Origin of the sequence: Bacillus sp. es.036 (assembly GCF_002563635.1) — a bacterium.
Taxonomy (GTDB): Bacteria; Bacillota; Bacilli; order Bacillales; family Guptibacillaceae; genus Guptibacillus.
Window position 1 is genome coordinate 353,092 of record NZ_PDIZ01000001.1, and the last position, 16,679, is coordinate 369,770.

19 protein-coding genes and 1 riboswitch are annotated in these 16,679 nt (G+C 40.7%); of the genes, 12 read left to right on the top strand and 7 right to left on the bottom strand.

The genetic code is table 11. From position 1 onward, the window contains the following. Nucleotides 1-46: 46 nt before the first annotated feature. From ATG70_RS01870 to ATG70_RS01880, 3 genes are all read left to right on the top strand, one after another. Nucleotides 47-334 (top strand): DUF3784 domain-containing protein, encoded by a 288-nt coding sequence (locus tag ATG70_RS01870; protein ID WP_098442688.1) that lies wholly within the window; start codon nt 47-49, stop codon nt 332-334. Between the two features lie 58 nt (nt 335-392). Next, nucleotides 393-875 carry a GNAT family N-acetyltransferase gene (locus ATG70_RS01875; RefSeq protein WP_098442689.1) on the top strand — a complete coding sequence of 161 codons (483 nt, stop codon included), beginning with the start codon at nt 393-395 and terminating at the stop codon, nt 873-875. A gap of 72 nt (nt 876-947) precedes the next feature. Then, nucleotides 948-1,496, top strand: coding sequence for a 2'-5' RNA ligase family protein (locus ATG70_RS01880; protein WP_098442690.1), 549 nt, complete (start codon nt 948-950; stop codon nt 1,494-1,496). A 50-nt stretch (nt 1,497-1,546) separates the two neighbouring features. Here ATG70_RS01880 and ATG70_RS01885 read toward each other — a convergent pair whose 3' ends face one another. The 3 genes from ATG70_RS01885 to ATG70_RS01895 all read right to left on the bottom strand — a co-directional run bounded on the left by ATG70_RS01885 (nt 1,547) and on the right by ATG70_RS01895 (nt 3,424). Next, on the bottom strand, nt 1,547-2,389 hold the full coding sequence (locus ATG70_RS01885; RefSeq protein ID WP_098442691.1) for an aldo/keto reductase: 843 nt from the start codon (nt 2,387-2,389) through the stop codon (nt 1,547-1,549). Between the two features lie 171 nt (nt 2,390-2,560). Beyond that, nucleotides 2,561-2,728: a sporulation histidine kinase inhibitor Sda gene (sda, locus tag ATG70_RS01890; RefSeq protein ID WP_142329535.1), complete on the bottom strand. Its 168-nt coding sequence runs from the start codon at nt 2,726-2,728 to the stop codon at nt 2,561-2,563. A 57-nt stretch (nt 2,729-2,785) separates the two neighbouring features. After that, nucleotides 2,786-3,424 (bottom strand): HD-GYP domain-containing protein, encoded by a 639-nt coding sequence (locus tag ATG70_RS01895; RefSeq protein WP_179886148.1) that lies wholly within the window; start codon nt 3,422-3,424, stop codon nt 2,786-2,788. Between the two features lie 10 nt (nt 3,425-3,434). Continuing rightward, a riboswitch (cyclic di-GMP riboswitch) is annotated at nt 3,435-3,518 on the bottom strand. A gap of 312 nt (nt 3,519-3,830) precedes the next feature. Between ATG70_RS01895 and ATG70_RS22895 the strand changes: the two genes are divergently transcribed. Further along, nucleotides 3,831-4,115 (top strand): M23 family metallopeptidase, encoded by a 285-nt coding sequence (locus ATG70_RS22895; protein ID WP_098442693.1) that lies wholly within the window; start codon nt 3,831-3,833, stop codon nt 4,113-4,115. Nucleotides 4,116-4,130: 15 nt separating this feature from the next. On the opposite strand, the gene ATG70_RS01905 is transcribed toward ATG70_RS22895, so the two are convergent. Then, nucleotides 4,131-5,225: a GerAB/ArcD/ProY family transporter gene (locus tag ATG70_RS01905; RefSeq protein ID WP_257147758.1), complete on the bottom strand. Its 1,095-nt coding sequence runs from the start codon at nt 5,223-5,225 to the stop codon at nt 4,131-4,133. A gap of 190 nt (nt 5,226-5,415) precedes the next feature. Between ATG70_RS01905 and ATG70_RS01910 the strand changes: the two genes are divergently transcribed. Then, the gene (locus ATG70_RS01910) at nt 5,416-5,964 is read left to right on the top strand and encodes an STM3941 family protein (RefSeq protein WP_098442695.1); all 549 of its coding nucleotides are present in this window, start codon (nt 5,416-5,418) and stop codon (nt 5,962-5,964) included. Between the two features lie 32 nt (nt 5,965-5,996). On the opposite strand, the gene ATG70_RS01915 is transcribed toward ATG70_RS01910, so the two are convergent. Continuing rightward, on the bottom strand, nt 5,997-6,551 hold the full coding sequence (locus tag ATG70_RS01915) for a CBO0543 family protein (RefSeq protein ID WP_098442696.1): 555 nt from the start codon (nt 6,549-6,551) through the stop codon (nt 5,997-5,999). A 163-nt stretch (nt 6,552-6,714) separates the two neighbouring features. Between ATG70_RS01915 and ATG70_RS01920 the strand changes: the two genes are divergently transcribed. Beyond that, complete coding sequence (locus ATG70_RS01920) at nt 6,715-7,125, top strand: VOC family protein (protein WP_098442697.1); 411 nt, start codon at nt 6,715-6,717, stop codon at nt 7,123-7,125. A 62-nt stretch (nt 7,126-7,187) separates the two neighbouring features. On the opposite strand, the gene ATG70_RS01925 is transcribed toward ATG70_RS01920, so the two are convergent. After that, complete coding sequence (locus tag ATG70_RS01925) at nt 7,188-7,718, bottom strand: YceI family protein (protein ID WP_098442698.1); 531 nt, start codon at nt 7,716-7,718, stop codon at nt 7,188-7,190. A gap of 256 nt (nt 7,719-7,974) precedes the next feature. On the opposite strand from ATG70_RS01925, the gene ATG70_RS01930 reads away from it, so the two are divergent. After that, complete coding sequence (locus tag ATG70_RS01930) at nt 7,975-8,538, top strand: superoxide dismutase family protein (protein ID WP_098442699.1); 564 nt, start codon at nt 7,975-7,977, stop codon at nt 8,536-8,538. 39 nt (nt 8,539-8,577) lie between these two features. Here the strand turns inward: ATG70_RS01930 and ATG70_RS01935 are convergent, their stop codons facing one another. Further along, complete coding sequence (locus ATG70_RS01935; protein ID WP_098442700.1) at nt 8,578-11,610, bottom strand: efflux RND transporter permease subunit; 3,033 nt, start codon at nt 11,608-11,610, stop codon at nt 8,578-8,580. 495 nt (nt 11,611-12,105) lie between these two features. On the opposite strand from ATG70_RS01935, the gene ATG70_RS01940 reads away from it, so the two are divergent. From ATG70_RS01940 to ATG70_RS01960, 5 genes are all read left to right on the top strand, one after another. Continuing rightward, nucleotides 12,106-12,759 carry an ABC transporter permease gene (locus tag ATG70_RS01940; protein ID WP_098442701.1) on the top strand — a complete coding sequence of 218 codons (654 nt, stop codon included), beginning with the start codon at nt 12,106-12,108 and terminating at the stop codon, nt 12,757-12,759. A 16-nt stretch (nt 12,760-12,775) separates the two neighbouring features. Further along, nucleotides 12,776-13,768, top strand: a complete 993-nt coding sequence (locus tag ATG70_RS01945; RefSeq protein WP_098442702.1) for an ABC transporter ATP-binding protein — start codon at nt 12,776-12,778, stop codon at nt 13,766-13,768. A 4-nt stretch (nt 13,769-13,772) separates the two neighbouring features. Continuing rightward, complete coding sequence (locus ATG70_RS01950) at nt 13,773-14,510, top strand: ABC transporter permease (protein ID WP_098442703.1); 738 nt, start codon at nt 13,773-13,775, stop codon at nt 14,508-14,510. A gap of 17 nt (nt 14,511-14,527) precedes the next feature. Next, entirely contained in the window at nt 14,528-15,439 is a 912-nt protein-coding gene (locus ATG70_RS01955) for an ABC transporter substrate-binding protein (RefSeq protein ID WP_098442704.1), read from the top strand. 210 nt (nt 15,440-15,649) lie between these two features. Beyond that, a complete protein-coding gene (locus ATG70_RS01960; RefSeq protein WP_098442705.1) occupies nt 15,650-16,648 on the top strand; it encodes a phosphotransferase enzyme family protein in 999 nt (332 codons plus the stop codon). The last annotated feature ends 31 nt before the right edge of the window (nt 16,649-16,679 follow it).

The window sequence follows — 16,679 nt, forward strand, 5'->3', positions numbered from 1 at the left end:
GCTTTGTGAAATAGCCGAAAAGCATGCGAGAAAAGGAGGATTCAATATGGATGTCGGTTTATTCATCATCGGGGTCGCTCTCTTAATCGTTTCTTATTTGGTGGGGGTGAAGAAACAAACGTGGTTATTGGCAGGATTTAATGAAAAGATGGTGAAAAATAAATCCCTATTAGGCACGTTTGTCGGCTTGCTATTTTTTGTTCCGTTAGGTTTACTTACGATCATCCTTAGCGTAGTCGATTTTGCTAATGAAGGGACGATCATCGTAGTAGCAATGGTGATTTTGTTTGGAATTGTTGCGGTTTTGATTAATCGAAAGTTACTTGAATCATAGGTTGTAGAATACCCGCTTAGATTTCATTTAGCGAAAGAGAAATCAGGAGGAGAATTTAATGATCACAGGAAGATGTCAACTTCGGTTATTTTCGGAAACGGATAAGCAACATGTTAAAATGCTGTATAAAAGTGAAGAAGTTCGAAAGTATTTAGGTGGAACAGTTGATGATGAAACATTTCAACAAGGATTTAACAGCATGATGCACTCCCGAAATCGCTCTTCTTATTGGACCGTTTTTCTAAAGGAGTCACAGGATTTTATCGGTATCGTTTTTCTAGATACGTATCATGATGGGGTGAAAACAGAAGTAGGGTATCAATTTTTGCCAGAGTTTTGGGGCCAAGGGTATGCGAAGGAAGTCGTAACCTACGTGATGGAGTATGGATTTAGCGAATTAAATTTAGATGAGATCGTGGCAGAGACGCAAACGCGGAATACGTCATCTTGTCGTCTGTTACAAAAAGTAGGGATGACATGTGTGGGACAGCTCGAACGATTTGGGGAAGAGCAGTCGATGTTTCAACTTTGTCGTGTATGAAAGGTTCAATGATTACCTTAAGGGGAAGGGAGGACTAGAGAACAAAATAAAAAGGAGAAAGGCGGCTAAATCGTGTACTGGTTCATAGCCCTTTTTGATGAACAGACAGAAGCACAGGTGAAAGGAATATGGAAGGAGCTTAAGGAACAATCTCTCTCCTATTATATTGATGAAGTGAAAGACGGTAGACCACACATCACGCTCGCAAGTTATGAGCAGTTAGATAAGGAAGAATACATAAGAAAAATCGATGCCTTTTATGAAGAGGTGGAGAAGGTGGAGCTTACGTTTAATACGGTTAGTTCGTTCTTAAACTATGGAACAATCTTTTTAGCGCCTACCGTAACGGAAAATTTACTTTCCCTTCATTCCGCTCATAATCGTCATTTTGAAGACTTTAATGGGAGTGCCAATTCGTTATATTTACCAGGTAAATGGATTCCTCATTGCACGGTAGCAAATCAGCTCGAGTCTGATGATTTAGCTCGTGTGTTTCAATATTGTTTTTCAGAAGTTAAACCCATCTTTGGCAAAATTGAAGCAGTCGCTTTGATTGAATTAAAAGAAGAGGATGAGGAAGGCATGGATGCGCCCATTGTCTATACAAAGCATCTTAAATAATGAGATAAAAAAGGATATCCCACTGACTTTCAGGAGGGATATCCTTTCTTTTAAAATTCTTCGTAAGTAGCCGGATCTTGATTATTGATCCGACCATCAGGGCGTGATAATTCCGCCATCATAGCCATTTCAGTTTCATTTAATTCGAAATCGAAAATGGTTAAATTCTCACGCTGGCGTTCTGGGGAGGAAGACTTAGGAATCGGAATTGATCCTAATTGGTAATGCCAGCGTAAAATAATCTGCGAGACGGACTTGTTATGCTGGTTCGCGATTTGCGAAATCGTTTCATTTTCTAAAATGTCATTCACTCGAGCGAGTGGACTCCAGGATTCTGTTTTAATGTTGTTTTGTTCGTGCCATCTTCTTTGCTCTTCTTGATTGAAGAAGGGATGCAATTCGATTTGATTGATGCTCGGTTTTACTCCCGTTTCATTTTCCAATTGTTCTAAGTGCTCAGGGAGAAAGTTGCATACGCCAATCGAGCGAATCAAGCCCCATTTTTTTGCATCAATTAAAGCTTGCCACGCTTCTACAAAATGACCTTGTTTCGGGTTTGGCCAGTGGATGAGGTACAAATCATAGTAATCTAAATTGGCGCGATAAAGTGATTCTTGAATAGCGGTGACCGCTTTTTCATATTCCTGGTAGCGACCTGGTAGTTTCGATGTGATGCGCAATTCGTTTCTTGGTACCGTGCTACGACGAATGGCTTCACCCACCGTTCCTTCATTCTCATAATTATACGCGGTATCAATGAGGCGGTAGCCAACATCAATGGCACTCGTGATGCCAGTTGCACCATGATTTCCGTTTAATTTGTAAGTTCCAAATCCAATCGCAGGTAAAGTAAGGCCATCATTCAACGTGATTTCTGGAATTGATTCCTTCATCCAAACTCATTCCTTTCTGGAGTACATTCTTTAAACTAGTACCTCGTTCTAGAAAATGTAAACTTATGTAAGCGTGATCAATTCATTTTCAAAGAAAATAATTGGGAATGGTTTATCACACCATAAAAGAGCTTACGGAAATGCGAGTAAGCTCTTTTAAGTTACGGCGACCTACCGAACCATTCTCGCTTTTTCATAACAATCCATATGTGCATCAGGAGGAGTTAGCCCCCTGCGATAAATTTCAGAAGTTAACATTTCGATAAACGCTTGATCAAGTTGAAGCTTATACGCATCACAATAGGCAATGAACAGCTCCTGATTTGTAAGAAACATCATTCTGATGACCTCCCTCATTTGTTGTTGTGGCTGAAACGATAAAGGATGTGCTCCTTTTCATTTTTGATGGGGTACATAATCAAAATAATGAAGCAGAATATTTTTCCCCTTTAATCGCTTTTCCATATAGGCAACAAACAAGAAAGTGCATCGAGCATCATACAGGTTTCGATGTTCCTTAAGCTCATGGATGGCGTCTTGATCTGATCGCTTTGCCCGATAAGGTCGGTCCATAGTCATAGCGGTATAGCTATCAATCACACGAAGGAGATTTACTGCAAACGGCAGCTGTTCCTTCAACATGTGATCTGGATATCCTGATCCGTCATTATTTTCGTGATGATGCAAGACCAAGGAAGGCTCGAAATCAATTTCTGGATAGTCACATAAAAGCTCTATGCCAAGTTCTGGATGTTGTTCCAGCTCCCTTTTCTCAGAAAGAGTGAGTGGTCTATTCTGTTGAAGAATCTCTTTTGGAACAAGTAGCATTCCTATGTCGTGTAAAAGAACGGACTGAAGGATGATCGGCTTCAATAGGGAGTGAAGATTGTAGTGCAAGCAAAAATCAATATAATAACTTGTGGATTGAACGGAGTGATGAAAGGAAGATGGATCGTGATGACGGAGAAGTTCCATCAATTGCAGTGATTGATAAGAAAATAAATGAGCGTGCCCGTGCAATGTACACTTTTTCATGTTCATTCTCCTTTTAAGGAGCCGGTTGCACTACTTGCTCCCTATCATTCAAGTGCCCAGGCTAAAATGATAGTTCATCGCATTCTCTTTTTTAGTGTTGTGTTTCTGTGAAATTAAGGGAACTCAAATTCCTTATCTAATCAATACCATAAAAAGGCGTGTTTGTTAATAGTTTTATGCACGGTTTTATACGTAGGGTTAAAGCAACTGAGCGTCAGGTAGAAAGCCAAGTCTACTTTAAAGGGACCATTAATCCTATTGGGCAACAATGAAATAAAACAGTAGGATCTTCCAAATAAATTATACTCTTTTTCCCAATACAAAATTATCCATTTTCGAGATATGATGTTAGTATACTTATTTGGTGAAAATCAGATGAGAAGAATACATATCGAGGAGGAGTAGAATGAAGAAGCTCGCAAAATTCGCAACAATTTCATTTGTCTCAGTTGGATTATTAGCTGGAGCAGCACAGGTAAGTACCCCTACAGTTGAAGCAAAAGGACCTGTAGTCAATGCGCCAGCTGGATGTTTTGGACCGGTTTATTATACGGTGAAATATGGTGACACTCTATCAGAAATTGCCTCTAAATATGGTTTAACTACGAACTACCTTGCTTCACTGAACAATATTTCAAACCCGAACCAAATCTACGTTGGACAAAGATTAAAAGCCTATAACTGCAATTAGATCGTGAAACAGAGCTTACTGAGGTTTATCCTTAAGCTCTGTTTTTCTTATTGTGCTAATGATTAACAAAAGTAATGGAATTCCAAATACAAAGAAATAGCTGGCAGTGGCATGAAAGTTTGAAAGGGTTTCAATTGTGAACATATCATGAGGAACAAGAGAAATAGCCAATATGAGAAAGGTCGTTATGATAATTGGCCACGTTGCTCTCTTTCGTTTTGTAAGCGTCTTAACCCCCTCAGAAGAAATGTATAAATATGATCCAAAAGAGGTTAAGACGGATACGGTCCAAATTGATAGAAACAGCAGATCAATCCGATCAACGATTAGAAAAGAGATTCCTTTTAACATATAAACGGTAGGATCTTGAATCGTTTCAAACTGCCTTGGGCTAAAATACACATATGTTGAAATCGTAATTAGGCAGTAAAAGCACGTCACCGCAACGTTGGAGAGCGTTAAACTAACGAGTGCTTCTTTTCCTTTGTTTTGTAAATAAGGAAAAACAAATAAAGCCATCTCAAAACCAATCATGGAAAAGAACCCTTCGGGTGTGGCTTTTAGGATCGGACTTAAGCCGTTCTCAGCAATGGGAAGGATGTAACGGATATCGGAGTACCTTAATGCGACTAGAATCATTACAACGAGAGGGACAACTAAGATCGTGACGAATTGATTGAATCGACCGAGCACTTTTACTCTCCCAGAGACAAGATAGGCGCCTGAGATTGATAGAAGAGAAAGGATTACGATTGAAGGAGTTCGAGGCAGAATCCAAGTGTTAATACTTACTTGAAATAGTTGGAGCACGAGGATTGCCGTTAATCCTGCAAATAAAATGTAACCGATCGAAATCATTGTGCCGATCAATCGTCCCATGATTTTTGGTGCATACTCATAGAGCGATAAGGTAGAAAATCGTTTACTTAAAGAATACAGAACGAAGATAACGACTTGAAAGCCTACTCCAGCCATTATGATCGAGATCCAGCCATCGTTTCCAGCTGTGGAATGGAGTGTTCCAGGTAAGGAGAGTATACCTACTCCTACTTGGGTTTGGAAAATGATAAAGAGAAATTGAACTGAATTAATTTGCTTGCTCGTTTTCATCTCCACTGCCATCTCCGATCATTCCGCGGTTATTACTACTATCTCCAGCTTATTAAAAAAAATGTGATGAGTAGAAAAGGATGCTTTCACGTTTATTTAAAAATATCCCATAATATAGAAAATGATGGATTGAGATCTGTGAGACCAGGGTATTAAATAGGAGATTTTAACTCGTGAAGGGGGAAGGGTAGTGGAAGAAACGGTGATGAAGTTCTACGAATCAAAAAGAAAATTACTCTTATTAATGGTCGGATGCTTGTTGTTCGTAGGGGCGGGTGGGTATTTTTCTTATACTTTATTTCAAGCAGGTAGCTTTTTGTTTGCATTCATTATGCTACTTTGTGGTGGTTTTTTCCTGTTTATTCTCACAATGTATGCTAAAAAAATCGCTACAGGTCACCCCCATGTAACCCTAACTCCCGAGGATTTGGAGCTATATGTGCTCCCAACAGATAAAATAAACATTCGATGGGAAGACATTGAAGCGTTTATCCCGTATCGCATGCATAGCAATTCGTTTATAGGGCTTGTGTTGAAAGATGAAGAACGCTATGCAAAGTTAATGCCAAATAAGATGAAAAAGCTATCTAGAATGAATGTAAGAATGGGCTATCCCCAATATAATATTGTCCTTTCTCATTTAAAGCAAAAGAAACTGCTTATTGAAGAATTGGAAAAGCGAATCGTTGAAACGCATCCAAATCAACAGAGTTTTAAGAAGGACGTATCGCTTAAATAAAGGACCCACATTTGCCTTTTTTCTAGAGCTCATTATGCCTTTTCTGACATCCTAATAAAAAGATTGGTGATTAGCTTGGCGGCGTAAACGACAAATAAGTAGGCCGCTAAAAGGACGAACCAATTTGTATACAGTTCAAAAAGATTGAGTCCTATTAAAAGCGGTTTAAAGATAAATGTAAACGCAATGGCAGAAAGCGTACCATATAGCCAGTAGTTTTTCTCCTTATTTAAGCACCATTGATAAAGCAAGATAAAATAAACGGGTATGAAGGCAGCATCGATGCCAATGCTTGCTGGGAGTTGAGGAATGGCGATGTATGGGTAATCCCACCATGATTTTCTGACCCCTAATGCGTCCAAGTAGGAAGCAAGGATATGAACAGAAAAGCCAAAAAAGCCAAGGAGAAAGATATTCTTACGATCGATCAGGAAATACAACACGATAAGAGGTACGATTAGCATAGCGAGTATAGTCCAAAACTGCCACGTGCTATAGTCGGAGAACTGATGCCAGTAATTTATGGTTGCATCTTCCAGTTCTTTTTTTAATGAAAGAATGTGTTCAAATTGCTGTTGTCGATCCATTTAAATACCTCCCTTAATGGGTAGTATTCATCGATTGTTGAAACGATATTACAAATCGGGAAACTTTTGATAAGTTAAGTGAAAGATGATCCTACTAAAAGGAAAGTCGACCATCAGTGACGAATTCAATAAGCGACTTTACTATCCTAAATGAGGTGATGAGTTGGTTCGAACGGCAAAGCAAGTGTTTGTTAACTTACCGGTAAAGAACTTGGATAAGTCGATTCATTTTTTCACAGAGCTTGGTTTTCAATTTAATCCACAATTTACAGATGAGAATGCCACGTGTATGGTCATCAATGAAAATACGTTTGTGATGCTGCTCGTTGAAGAGTTCTTTCAAACATTCACTCAGAAGGGGCTAGTAAATGCGAAGTTATCAACGGAAGTGATTATGGCGATATCAGCTGAAAGCAATGATGAGGTTGATGAGATTGTGAAGCAAGCACTAGCCTCCGGGGGAAGTCCTTCAAATGAAGCCATTGATCATGGTTTCATGTATGCCTGGAGCTTCCAGGATCTAGATGGTCATCTGTGGGAAGTGATGCATATGCAGGAAGGTTCAGTGGAGTAGGATAGAACATATAAAAAAAAGGCCCCATCCTACTACCAAAGTGGATGGGGCCTTTTATACGATTAGTCTGCTACAACAAACTCAAAGTTTCCTTCAAATTTAACATCTCTACCTAGCAAGAAACCGCCAGTCTCAATGGCTGCATTATACGTCATGCCGTATGCTTCACGGTTAACTTTACCAGAAACGTCAAAACCAGCGACAGTGCTACCATCGAGCGGGCTTTTCGATGTTCCATTATATTCAACGGTGAACGTTTCTTCTTTTGTCACGCCTTTAATGGTAAAGTTGCCAGTTACATCATATTCTTCGTCTGATTTCTTTTTGATCGACTTGCTTTCGAATACCATGTTCGGGTATTGATCGGCTTCAAAGAAATCACCAGAGCGAAGGTGGCCGTCACGGTCTTCGTTACCTGTATCAATTGATTTTACAGAGATGGTTACTTTAATGTTTGCAGCTGTAAGGTCATTAAGATCGCCATTGAAATCAACGTCAAAGTCAGTGAATTCCCCTTTTGCTTTTGAAACCATCATATGTTTGATTTGAAAATCTAAGCTACTGTGAACCTTATCTAGTGTTAATGTTTTCATGAAAAATTCCTCCTCAAGGATTGGTGCTTTTTAGTATGAATTAAAGATATCTTATTTTTATCTTGAAGTCAAGATAATTTAATTCAAGATATTAAGTTCTGTCTTTTTAACTAGAAAAATGATTTGAAGACATCATGCGAAAGGCTTGTTTTCGTAAAATAGGATAGGCAAATGGGTGGAATTGAGGGTGATCCCGTTTACGAAAATGAAAGTCGTGTCATCATGGGGAGTAGAAGGGAAGAAAGGAGCTAGTTAAATGAAAAAATGGATGGTACTTGGATTAATCCTAAGTGTCATGTTTGTGCTTGCTGCTTGCGGTGGCGAGAATGAAGAAGGAACGATCGAAAATGAACCTGAGACAACAGGGGAGAAGCAAAGTGAAGAGCCGATGGAAACAATCACGGTAAGTATGAAGAACCAGGATGATGAAGAGATCGGAACTGCAGAACTGAAGGAGCACGATGGTGCTACAATGATCAGTCTTGATGTCAGTAATTTACCAGAAGGAGAGCACGGTTTTCATATTCATGAAAACGGCTCGTGTGAAGCGCCTGACTTTAAATCTGCTGGAGGGCATTATAATCCTGAAGACGTAGACCATGGTACGGAATCAGAAAATGGACCGCATGCAGGGGATATAGATGGAACGATTCAAACTGAGATTGTGAATGATAACGTAACACTAAATGCCGGAGAAGAGAACTCACTTCTAAAAGAAGGTGGAACAGCTCTAGTGATTCATGCGGGCGCAGATGATATGGAATCACAGCCGTCTGGAGATGCGGGCGATCGAATTGCGTGTGGTGTGATTGTTCAATAATAAAAGGGCAAACGGCTTTAAAAAACCGTTTGCCTTTTTTTAGTTTGCGACACTTTGCTCTGTCACGACTTCCTGTTTGCGCTCTCGCTTTGCTTTTCGGAAATAAAGCAGTTCATAAAAAACAGGTACGATGACGAGTGTTAGAACCGTAGCGCCAGAAAGACCGCCGATGACGACAACGGCAAGTGACTTTGATACGAGACTGCCATCTTCTGCATGACCGAACAGGAGTGGAAGCATGGCACAAATGGTGGCGATCGCTGTCATGATAACCGGTCGGAGGCGCGTACTGCAAGCTTCCATAATCGCATCACGAATGATCATCGTTTCTTCATTTTGTTTCACGCGATCGATTAACACAATCGCGTTTGTGACCACAATGCCAATGAGCATCAACGCTCCGATCAGTGCGGTCGCATCAGCTGGTACACCTGAAATCAGTAGACCAAGAACGGCGCCAATGGATGCTAGCGGGAGCGTCATCAGAATCGCAAGTGGCGCGCGCAGAGTCTTAAAGGTCAGCACCATAATGAGATAGACGATGAGAATGGACGCGAGCATGGTCATGCCAAGATCTTTAAAATCATCTGCCTGTTGCTGCGAGGCACCGCCAGTAGCAAGTGTAACGCCATTCGGTAAATCGAGATCATTTACACGCTGATCGATATTTTGCGCAATAACTGAAAGCTCCTCTGGCGTCACTTCGGCTGTAATCCGGGCATACAAATCACCGTCTTTATGAAGCACCGTGCTCGGTTTCTCTTCTGTGGTGATGGATGCAACTTGAGACAATGGAACAACGCCGTTTGACGTGGCAAGTGTTAAATCGTTTAACTCAGAAAGTGAATCTGTTTTGATTCCAGCATTTAAAAACACTGGGGTTTGTTGCTCGTAAAGCTCGATTGCACCAATTGGCTGTGGATTCAGCAAGCTTCGAATCTGCATGGCCGTTTGCTCGGCGTTGGCTTTTTCCGTATTGACATTAACCGTATACACGGGCGACGTTTTATCCTGATTGCTTGAGACTTTTTGAACCCCATCGACTTCTTTCATTTCATTCATGATCTGATCAGAAGCAGTTAGAATATCGGTTGTATTGTTTCCGACTACATCGTACGTGATAGAAGAATTCGAGGAGCCACCAAACATCGAAGACGGGCTCGCTTCAATCGTCACGTTCTTTTCATTCTTTTTGGCTTCATTCACCTGGTCAATGAATTTCTCTGCGTCAGCGTCTTCTTTCATAATAAAGAGATAATTCACTGTATCTGGATCGCTTACCTGACCATACTGGGCATCTTCTTCGCTCGATCCATATTGGGTAACCATATGCTCATAGCCATCAAAGTCAGCTAATGTCTGTTCAAAATCCACCATCCGTTCTTGCTTTGTTTCTTCAGGCGTTGCGCTTGGGAATTCCATACTGACGGATACCATTGAAGCATCGTTTGCACCGGTTGCTGCTTTTGGCATCGTCATGTAAAGCGCGATCGATCCACCAAATACGAGGATCGCTAACAAGATTGGGACGAATTTATGATTAAGTGACCAACGTAATACGCTTAAATAGCGGTCCGGCGTTTTATGTGCAGGTAATGTAGCGTTCTTTAGCATCGCTCGACTAAGAAGTGGAACGACGGTAAGCGCAACAATAAGGGAAGCGAGTAGAGAATAAGTGACAGTTAAGCCAAAAGGTAAAAGGAAAGCTCTAAGAGAGCCATTCACTAGCCCCATTGGCAAGAAAACGGCAACCGTAATGAGCGTTGAAGACGTAATCGCTCTCGATACTTCCTTTGTGGCATTAAGCACCATTGTTTTAGATAGCTTCTCATTTTGACTTCGCCTGAAGATATTCTCAACAACAACAATACTGTCATCAACAAGGCGTCCGACGGCCACAGCCACCCCGCCAAGCGTAAGAATATTCAATGTTACGCCAGAAAGCCAGAGAAGAAGGAGCGTAATGGCGAGTGAAAGTGGAATGGAAAGCGCCGTAATGAGCGTCGGTTTAAATTTCCTCAGAAATAATAAAATCACAAGTGTGGCAAATAAAGCACCAAGTCCAACTTCACGAGCCATGCTCGTTACCGAATTTTTTACCATGTCACCAGTTGTAAAAAGCGTTGTCGCTTCCACACCTGGGTAGTCTTTGTTGATTTTTTTCACCGTATCTTCGACTTCATTTCCAGCCGTTACAGCACTCGCATCGCTTTCTTTAAAAAGCACAACTGCAACAGCTTCTTTCCCGTCAACACGTGCAATCATTTCTTCTGATTTTACTTGCTCAACCGATGCGATCTCTTTCAGAGAAACAGAAGGCGCATCCGGCATTTGAAGCGGGATCGGTAAATTTTCCAGCGCCTCAATCGATGTCAGGTTATCGGTAATGTTAATCGTGCTTTTTTGTCCATCAATTGTACTGTTTCCAGCAGTGGCTGAAACGTTTTGTCCTTGCAGAACACCCATAACCGCATTCACTGGTAGTTGAAGCTCTTTCAATTTATCCTGATCTAAATTGATTTGAATGCGAGATCCGCTTTCACCTACGATGCTTGCAGCGGACAAGCTTTCTTCATTTTCAAAAAGCGGTTTAAACTCATCGTTCACCTTTTCGATGTTCGTTTTCGTTAACCCATCCTCAAACGTAAGCGACACTTGACCAACAGGGATCATCGTTGTATTGAGCTGCGACACCTGTGGTTTTCCGATGCCTTCAGGTAACGAAAGTGCGCTAATGGCATCTTGCACATTGTTCTTCGCTTCTTTCATATTTGTTTTGGAGTCAAAGTTGATCACAATTTGTGAAAAGCCTTCGCCAGTTGTTGAAAGGATGGAGGTTTTTCCATTAATCGACGCAACCGCCTGTTCGACGGGCTCTGTGACCGATGTCGTCATCGATCCTGCATCATACCCCTGACCTAGTGTCACGACTGTGACTTGTGGATTATCCGCTTCAGGTAAAAACTCCATTGGCAAAAGAAAATAGCTAACCGTCCCGACTAATAACGTAATGATAACAAACAATGTCATCGCTGCTTTGTTTCGAAAAGCCCAATTCGTTAATGATGGCATACAGTTTCCCCCGGTTTCCTTAAAATAGTAAGTGCGGTATCAAACTCCGTCCTCGTTCTTTTTAAATTTACTGCAATTACGAGTGAGCGACAGCGGTCCCCGGTCCAAACTTTATCTAGGTCTCTAGACGTAGATAATGGAGGCCGTACTACAAAGGTCATTGTACGCCTGAGATCATGGACATATGCTTGTTGTGGGAACGACTTTTGGCGGTTCGGCCAATAAAAAAATGAAAATTGGACAATAAAATCTCAGTTTGGCCAATATCCTGCGCTTTCGGTTAATCTCTTAATGGGATGTAAGGTCTTCTCACGCAGAAAATTGGTAATTTGCAGAAAAATGGGATTAGTACTTTAGTAATAGGGTAATAACAAATAGTCCTAGTCTGTAGACAAGGTGAAAAATGGATGAACTCGCTATCTTCCTACTTCGAATTTGTAGTATAACTCTGATTCGAGGGGATGATAGGAAATAAAAGTGAAGGAGGCTATCGTATTGGACAAATGGATGAAATTTCTCGAGGTGAATGCTCCTCGTATACTTGATTTGGCGATTGAGCACACGATTTTAGTAGGCTTAGCGATTCTTGTTGCGCTAATCATTGGCGTTCCACTTGGCATCTACTTAACGACCAATGACTATCTAGCTGAAACCGTTCTTCAGATTGCTTCTGTCATGCTAACGATTCCAAGTATTGCCCTATTCGGAGTGATGATCCCAGTCTTTTCAATTGTGAATCAGGGGATTGGATTTGTACCTGCTTTCGTAGCGCTGGTGTTATACTCGCAGCTCCCGATTATCCGAAATACATATACGGCAATTCGAAACGTTAATCCGGAAATGAGAGATGCTGCGAAGGGGTTAGGAATGAAAACGAGTCAGCGTCTTTTGCGTGTGGAAATTCCAAATGCTTTTCCCATTATTATGGCAGGCATTCGGACGGCCGTTGTTCTTAACATTGGGATCGGTGTCATCGCAGCATACATTGGCGCGGGTGGCTTAGGCGTACTGATTACACAAGGCATTTCACGCGGTGATAATTACTTAATCATCAGCGGCTCAATTGCTGTCGCAATTCTAGCAATGATTGCAGATGGTATTTTGCTATTTATTCAAAAACGCTATACACCAAAAAGCATTGCGAACTAAGGAGTGGGGTGAAGAAATGATTACATTTGATAAAACAACGAAGACGTATGAAGGTGGTGTCACTGCCGTAGATGGAGTGGACTTCACCGTTGAAAAAGGTAACATTGTCGTGCTACTCGGCCCATCAGGGTGTGGGAAAACAACGCTGCTTCGTATGGTGAACCGTCTAGAAACGATTTCAGGTGGGAAAATCACGATTGATGGTGAAGATTCGATGTCTTTAGATCAAATCGCATTAAGACGGAAAATTGGGTATGTCATTCAAAGCAATGGGCTTTTTCCAAATATGACGATTGAAGAGAACGTGATGATTGTCCCGGATCTACTAGGATGGAAGAAGAAAGAGAAGCGAGAACGATTTAACAAACTCATGGAAATGATCGGTTTAAGTGGAGAGAAGTTTGGCAAGCGGTATCCACATGAACTATCGGGAGGGCAGCAGCAGCGAATTGGTGTGATTCGTGCACTAGCAGCAGATCCGCCGGTTATGTTGATGGATGAACCTTTTGGCGCACTCGATCCAATCATTCGTGAAAAGATTCAAGATGAGTTTCTGCAAATTCAACGTGAAGTCAAGAAAACGATTCTTTTCGTTAGTCATGACATTGATGAAGCGATTAAAATGGCGGATAAAATTGTCCTTTTACGCGGTGGAGAAGTGATGCAATACGATACCCCTTCTGAGATGCTTGTTCGTCCTAAAAATGAATTCGTTCGTGAATTTTTTGGGAAGGACCGGGCCATTAAGAGCTTAAGTCTACATACGATTCAAGATCTTCAAGAGGTCATTGGACTTGCAAACATGGATGAAACGATCTCAGATACGATTACAATTAACGTAAATCATGATTTGCGGAATACGTTATCGATGCTTTTAAATCAAGAAGCTGATCAGGTGATTGTGATCGATGATGAAGGAAATAAGCTTGGTGCGATTACGATTGATATTGTTCAAAAGTACCTTCACTTTGAAATTAAGGCAAAGCCTACCCTGGTGCAGAAGGGGTGATGAGATGAATAAGAAAAAAGTGATGAGCCTTGTTGTGAGCTTTTTCGTCTATGGCATTGTCGCGGTGTTCTTCATTTGGGCGATCAGCAACAGCTATTTTGACTATATCTTTAGTCAATCAAGTACATTTCTTTATTTATTGAAGCAGCACATGCAACTAGTGCTTGTTTCCTCACTTTTAGCTGTTGGTGTCGCATTGCCAGTTGGGATTCTTGTTACGCGTAGGAGTTTTCGACGTGCAGAGTGGATCGTCTCGAATACGGTGAATCTTGGACAAACCATTCCAAGTCTTGCCGTTCTTGCATTGATGATTAGTATTTTAGGCATAGGATTTAAAACGGCCGTATTCGCCTTGTTTATTTACTCGCTCCTTCCGATGTATCGCAATACAGTGGCGGGCATTGATTCGATTGATGAGAATTTGATCGATGCCGCGAGAGGAATGGGGATGAAGCCGATCCAAATTCTATTTCGAATTGAGTTACCAAATGCGTCTTACTCAATCCTTGCGGGAATTCGTACGGCTGTCGTATTAAATATCGGTACAGCAGCACTCGCCTATGTCGTTGGCGGAGGCGGGCTTGGCGTATGGATTTTCACTGGCATTCAGTTATTTGATAATGGCTATTTAATTTCAGGCGCCATTCCAGTCACATTGCTAGCGATATTTGTAGATTATTTGCTTCGGTTGCTTGAGCGTAAAATCGTACCCAAAGGCTCAAAGCCGCCACAAGAAACGTAAAGGTGGGAGGTGTTTGCATGAAAAGAAAGCTATCTCGTATCATCGGAATTGTGCTAATCCTATCGATGCTCGCTTCGTGTTCAAGTGTAGGGATTGGGGGAAAGCAGATATCCGTTGGAGGTAAGAACTTTACGGAACAATACTTACTTTCAGAAATGACCGCTTTTCTTTTAAAAGAAGAAGGCTTTAATGTGAAGCAGATGAATAACCTTGGGAGTACCGTCGTGCGAAAAGCGCTCGAAAACAGCCAGGTTGATATGATGTGGGAATATACGGGCACAGCCCTCATTACATATATGGGAGAAGAGCCCATCGCAGATCCCGTTGAAGCATTTGAGAAGGTCAAAAAGTTGGATGCCAAAAATAATGACATTCACTGGATGAACATGTCGAATGTCAACAACACCTATGCGCTTGCAATGAGAGAAGAGCAGGCGAATGAATTAGGCATTGAATCAATTAGTGATTTAGCAGCTTATGTAAATGAAAATCCAGGTGAGCTAACGATGGCCTCAGACGCTGAATTTGCTAACCGACCTGACGGGTTGCCTGGAGTCGAGGAAACCTACGAATTTGAGTTTGATTCCAGTCAAATTAAGCTGATGGATCTTGGCTTAACGCAGCGGTCATTAGATAATGAACAAGTCGATGTCTCAGTCGCATTTGAAACAGATGCAACGATCGTCGAGTATGACCTTGTTACGCTGAAGGATGATAAAACCTTCTTTCCGCCATACAGAGCGGCTGTTAGCATCAACGAGGACGTCTTCGAAAAGTATCCTGAAGTAGAAGAAATCACCGCGCGTTTAGGTGAAAAACTTAACAGCGATATTATGCGTGAATTGAATTATAAGGTCGACATTGAAGGAAATAGTGTTTCTGTGGTTGCGCATGATTGGTTAGTGGAGAATGGTTTGTTGGAAGAATAATTGGTAAACCCAAAATGGAATGTCCTGTGAATTTGTGCAGGGCATTTTTGGCTTGAAATCGTTCTTTTCATTAAGAACATTGTGATGAGATTGGAATGGTTTAATTTACTTTTTATGGTATTGTGGATGGAAGAGCATATTCCGAAATCAGGGCAGGTTAGTTGAAGAAGCAGTAGCTTGCTTTTAGAAGAATAAGGAGAGATACATTAAATGAATAAAACTAATAACCCCGAAAAACTTATTGAAAATGCTTTGAGACAATATGGAATTACTACTTATTCTTCAAGGTTTATAAGACATAATGACAATCTCACATTAAAAATAGATAATGAAGACGACAATTCTTATGTTTTACGAATTCATTCTCCTATTACCTCTGGACTACAAGGGGTACAACATACCTTCGAAGGACTAAACGCAGAGATGGAATTGCTTAATAGTTTAAACAAACAGACTTCTTTACATTTACAGCAAGCAATTAAAAACCAAAATGGACAATTGGTTTCTACAATTGTTGATGTGGATCATAATTTTATTCCATTGGCAACACTCCTTACTTGGGAAGAAGGCGTTGTTTATACGGGAACTGAAATAAATTCAGAAAAAATTGCTTATGAAGTGGGAGTCGTATTAGCTAAATTACATAATTTCTCAAATAATTGGAGTATCCCACAACCATTTATCCGTCCAAATTATGATATTGAAAAGTATAGGAATTTAACTGATAGATTACAGTATGGGGTTGAGATTAACTTATTTACATCTAAACAGTACGATGTGGTTTTAGATACCATGAAGTACATAAAAATTATTTTTGATAGAACACCAAAATTTAGTGCGAATTGGGGAATTGTTCACGCTGACCTTCAAGGTGGTAACATAATTGTAAATAATGACACTGTTATCCCTATTGACTTTGGTTTCTCAGGTTATGGTTATTATCTATTCGATATTGGCATAACTCTTACTTCATTTAATATTAATCATAGAAAAAAAGTATTAGAAGGATATAAAGCATTAAGAAATCTTAGTGAAGAAGATGAATTGCTAATAAGTGCGGGTTTTATTTTAGCTATTTTTGGGGGTTTTGGGTTTATGGTCAATAATCAAAAAGCTCACCAATGGATAGAGCGGAGAATGCCCTATGTTACAGAAAAATATTGCAGGGCTTTACTCGATAAAAAATCTTTTCTGTTGGATATAGAGTAATAAATGATTTTTTTCTTCAACTAACTGGTGC

Coding starts and splice junctions, on each gene's coding strand:
- ATG70_RS22895 (WP_098442693.1), top strand. CDS start 3,831: ATGAAGAAGCTCGCAAAATTCGCAACAATTTCATTTGTCTCAGTTGGA.
- ATG70_RS01955 (WP_098442704.1), top strand. CDS start 14,528: ATGAAAAGAAAGCTATCTCGTATCATCGGAATTGTGCTAATCCTATCG.
- ATG70_RS01870 (WP_098442688.1), top strand. CDS start 47: ATGGATGTCGGTTTATTCATCATCGGGGTCGCTCTCTTAATCGTTTCT.
- ATG70_RS01895 (WP_179886148.1), bottom strand. CDS start 3,424: ATGAAAAAGTGTACATTGCACGGGCACGCTCATTTATTTTCTTATCAA.
- ATG70_RS01935 (WP_098442700.1), bottom strand. CDS start 11,610: ATGCCATCATTAACGAATTGGGCTTTTCGAAACAAAGCAGCGATGACA.
- ATG70_RS01915 (WP_098442696.1), bottom strand. CDS start 6,551: ATGGATCGACAACAGCAATTTGAACACATTCTTTCATTAAAAAAAGAA.
- ATG70_RS01885 (WP_098442691.1), bottom strand. CDS start 2,389: ATGAAGGAATCAATTCCAGAAATCACGTTGAATGATGGCCTTACTTTA.
- ATG70_RS01945 (WP_098442702.1), top strand. CDS start 12,776: ATGATTACATTTGATAAAACAACGAAGACGTATGAAGGTGGTGTCACT.
- ATG70_RS01950 (WP_098442703.1), top strand. CDS start 13,773: ATGAATAAGAAAAAAGTGATGAGCCTTGTTGTGAGCTTTTTCGTCTAT.
- ATG70_RS01875 (WP_098442689.1), top strand. CDS start 393: ATGATCACAGGAAGATGTCAACTTCGGTTATTTTCGGAAACGGATAAG.
- ATG70_RS01930 (WP_098442699.1), top strand. CDS start 7,975: ATGAAAAAATGGATGGTACTTGGATTAATCCTAAGTGTCATGTTTGTG.
- sda (WP_142329535.1), bottom strand. CDS start 2,728: ATGATGTTTCTTACAAATCAGGAGCTGTTCATTGCCTATTGTGATGCG.
- ATG70_RS01925 (WP_098442698.1), bottom strand. CDS start 7,718: ATGAAAACATTAACACTAGATAAGGTTCACAGTAGCTTAGATTTTCAA.
- ATG70_RS01905 (WP_257147758.1), bottom strand. CDS start 5,225: ATGAAAACGAGCAAGCAAATTAATTCAGTTCAATTTCTCTTTATCATT.
- ATG70_RS01960 (WP_098442705.1), top strand. CDS start 15,650: ATGAATAAAACTAATAACCCCGAAAAACTTATTGAAAATGCTTTGAGA.